Raw genomic sequence first — 3,738 nt, forward strand, 5'->3', positions numbered from 1 at the left:
GACGGATCCTTAATATCGCAGGTTTTACAGTGAACACAATTCTGTGCATTTATCTGGAAACGCTTTTCACCCTCTTCTTCAATCACTTCATAAACACCAGCTGGACAGTATCGCTGTGCCGGCTCATTAAACTTCGGTAAATTCACGTCGATTGGAATTGACTTGTCTTTTAGCTGGAGGTGACAGGGCTGATCTTCTTCGTGGTTGGTATTTGAAATAAAAACGGATGAGTTTTTATCAAAACTTAAAACGCCATCCGGTTTTGGGTAGTCTATTTTTTCAGCCTGGTCAGCCTTTTTCATGGTGGCGTAGTCTTTTTTCTCATCTTTGAGGTTAACAAAGAACTTGCCGCCGAAAATATTTTGCTCAAGGGTATTAAACGCGCCCCCCCAGAAATTGCCAAACTTATGAATTGCCGGGCCGAAGTTTCTGGAACGATAAAGCTCGTCATACGCCCAGGAAGCTTCAAAACGCTTCGTGAAATCAAGCAGTTCTTTTTCAGGCGCATCAGCATTTTCTGTCAGAGCCTCAAAAATAGATTCAGCGGCCAGCATGCCAGATTTCATGGCCGTATGATTCCCTTTAATTTTGGCGAAATTCAGAGTGCCGGCATTACAGCCTACAATTAAACCGCCCGGGAATGTCATTTTAGGCAGTGAGTTATAGCCGCCTTTGGTGATAGCGCGGGCGCCATAACTCACCCGTTTACCGCCTTCCAGATATTGTTTAATAACCGGGTGATGCTTTAATTGCTGGAATTCATCGAAAGGACTTAAATGCGGATTGTCATAATTCAGGTCGACAATCAGCCCGACAAACACCTGATTATCTTCAGCATGATAAAGGTAGCTGCCGCCCGTTGCATCGGATAAAGGCCAGCCCGCTGTGTGCACCACCAGTCCCGGCTGGTGTTTGTCTGGATCGATGTCCCAGATCTCTTTGAAACCAATAGCGTAATGTTGCGGTGTCGCGTCTTTGTCCAGGTCGAACTTTTCGATAAGTTCTTTACCCAGGTGACCACGGCAACCTTCCGCAAAAACGGTGTATTTTGCGCGTAATTCCATGCCCGGCATGTACCCGTCTTTTTGCTCCCCCGATGCCGAAACACCCATATCGCCAGTCACAACACCAGCAACACTGCCGTCATCGTTATACAGGACCTCTGATGCCGGAAAGCCCGGGAAAATCTCAACACCCAGCGCTTCAGCCTGCTCGGCCAGCCAGCGGCAGACATTACCCATCGAAACGATATAGTTACCATCATTGTGCATGGTTTTTGGCGTAAGAGCGTTGGGCAGTTTTTTTGCTGAACTTTCATCGCTGAGCAGATAAATATCATCGCCAGTCACGGATGTATTCAGTGGCGCCCCTTTTTCTTTCCAGTCAGGAAAAAGTTCGTTTAATGCTTTGGGCTCAAACACTGCACCACTTAAAATATGTGCGCCGACTTCAGAGCCTTTTTCCACGACACATACCATCAGTTCCTGGTCTTTTTCACTGGCCATTTGCATGAGTTTACAGGCCGTAGATAATCCGGCCGGACCGGCTCCGACGATGACGACGTCAAACTCCATCGATTCTCGTTCCACTGGAGGCTCCTTATTTATCTGCATTTTATAGTGCACTATTGATGAAACAAATAATGCGAGGTGTCAAAAACATGTAAATTATTTGTCGCTGAGAAAGGTAATCCAGGTTGACGTTAACGTCAACAGTAAGTACATTGCTGCTCAGGTTTACGTTAACGTAAGGTCACCTTCGTATTAACATCGTAGTTAACATGAGTTAAGCACAACAATGACGATTGGTTTACTCTTTTTTACGTAAGGTGTAATACGTCAGCGACATTTAAACGTATTGGTAGAGAATTTCAGCACATGCGGTGAAGACCTTCACCGGTGGTGTTAACGATTGAGGTAACTATGAAAATACTCGTACCGGTCAAACGCACGATCGACTACAACGTGAAAGTGAAAGTAAAGGCCGACAGTTCAGCCGTTGATTTGACCAACGCTAAGATGGCAATTAATCCTTTTTGTGAGATTGCGGTAGAAGAAGCCGTTCGATTAAAAGAAAAAGGCGTGGCCGACGAAGTGGTTGTGGTTTCTATCGGCAGTAAGAGCTGTCAGGAGCAGATCCGCACAGCACTGGCACTGGGCGCAGATCGCGGCATTCAGGTTGAAACAGAAGACGCTCTGGAGTCTCTGCAAATTGCCAAGTTACTGGCGAAAGTCGTGGAAGAAGAATCTCCGGAAATGGTGATTCTGGGTAAGCAGAGTATCGATTCTGACAATAACCAGACCGGGCAAATGCTGGCCGCACTGACCGGTATGCCACAGGGCACCTTCGCCTCTGAGGTAGAGGTCAATGACGGTAAAGTGAAGGTAACCCGCGAAATTGATGGTGGTCTGCAAACCGTTGAACTGACGTTGCCTGCAGTTATCACTACAGATTTGCGTCTTAATGAGCCTCGCTATGCCTCGCTGCCTAATATCATGAAAGCCAAGCGTAAGCCACTGGATGTGAAGCCGGCTGCGGACTTTGGTGTCGAACTTGAGTCACACGTTAAGGTGCTCAAAGTGACACCGCCGCCAGAACGTCAGGGTGGTATTAAAGTGGCAGATGTCGATGAACTGGTCGAAAAACTGAAGAACGAAGCAAAGGTGATTTCATGAGCATTCTGGTATACGCGGAACACGACACGGAAAACCTTAAGCCGGAGACAGCCAAAGTCGTCAAGGCAGCAACGCAAATGGGCGATGATGTGCATCTGCTGGTGGCTGGTGAAAACTGTCAGAGCATCGCTGAGCAGGCCGCTAAGCTTGCTGGCGTGGCCAAAGTCCTGGTGGCAGACAATGCGGCCTACGGTCACCAGCTGGCTGAAAATACGGCAGACCTGCTAGTTGAAATGGCAGGGGGCTACACACACATCGTAGCCGGGGCAACGACCACGGGTAAAAACTTTATGCCGCGTGTGGCAGCGCTGCTGGATGTTGCGCAGATCTCCGACATTATTGGTGTGGAATCGGACGATACTTTCATACGGCCGATTTATGCAGGTAATGCCATTGCAACGGTTCAGACCGCTGACAAGGTGAAAGTCGTCACGGTGCGCGCCGCGTCATTTGATGCTGTTGATGAGAGCGGCAGTGCAGATATTGAAGCTGTGGACGTAGTTAAAACATCAGAGCGTTCAAGCTTTGTCACCGAGTCTCTGACCGAGTCTGAGCGCCCTGAACTGACGGCGGCTGATATTGTTATCTCGGGCGGCCGGGGAATGCAAAACGGCGAGAACTTCTCGTTGCTGGAAGGTATTGCTGACAAGCTTGGCGCTGCAATTGGTGCTTCTCGAGCTGCGGTTGATGCGGGTTTTGTAGCCAATGATATGCAGGTTGGTCAGACCGGTAAAATTGTTGCTCCGCAGTTATATATCGCGGTGGGTATTTCTGGTGCCATCCAGCACCTGGCTGGCATGAAGGACTCCAAGGTGATTGTTGCTATCAACAAGGATGAAGAAGCGCCTATTTTTCAGGTGGCTGATTACGGGCTGGTCGCTGACTTGTTTGAGGCTCTGCCAGAGCTTGAAAGTAAGCTGTAACACCCAGGTTAAGAAAAAGGCCGCGTCATGCGGCCTTTCTTGTGTTTAAAGCGTGACCACTGAATTATCGTCATTGCTTACGGTCGACGGTATATATTTATCCGCCTGCCAGTCGTTTTCCCACACATTATCATTCAGTA

At 48.3% G+C, this 3,738-nt stretch carries 3 protein-coding genes; 2 read left to right on the forward strand and 1 reads right to left on the reverse strand.

Annotation, left to right across the window (positions count from 1 at the left end; all coding sequences use genetic code 11):
• A partial coding sequence (locus IE054_RS16180) for an electron transfer flavoprotein-ubiquinone oxidoreductase (RefSeq protein WP_189408258.1) occupies window positions 1-1,589 on the reverse strand: 1,589 nt, incomplete at its 3' end.
• A 333-nt stretch (window positions 1,590-1,922) separates the two neighbouring features.
• Here IE054_RS16180 and IE054_RS16185 point away from each other — a divergent pair.
• Both IE054_RS16185 and IE054_RS16190 read left to right on the forward strand, forming a co-directional pair.
• Window positions 1,923-2,675, forward strand: coding sequence for an electron transfer flavoprotein subunit beta/FixA family protein (locus IE054_RS16185; RefSeq protein ID WP_189408157.1), 753 nt, complete (start codon window positions 1,923-1,925; stop codon window positions 2,673-2,675).
• Window positions 2,672-3,598: an electron transfer flavoprotein subunit alpha/FixB family protein gene (locus IE054_RS16190; protein ID WP_189408158.1), complete on the forward strand. Its 927-nt coding sequence runs from the start codon at window positions 2,672-2,674 to the stop codon at window positions 3,596-3,598. Before IE054_RS16185 ends, IE054_RS16190 begins: the two co-directional genes overlap by 4 nt.
• Window positions 3,599-3,738 lie beyond the last annotated feature (140 nt).

It is taken from the genome of Alteromonas halophila, assembly GCF_014651815.1.
In the GTDB taxonomy this organism is placed as follows: Bacteria; Pseudomonadota; Gammaproteobacteria; order Enterobacterales; family Alteromonadaceae; genus Alteromonas; species Alteromonas halophila.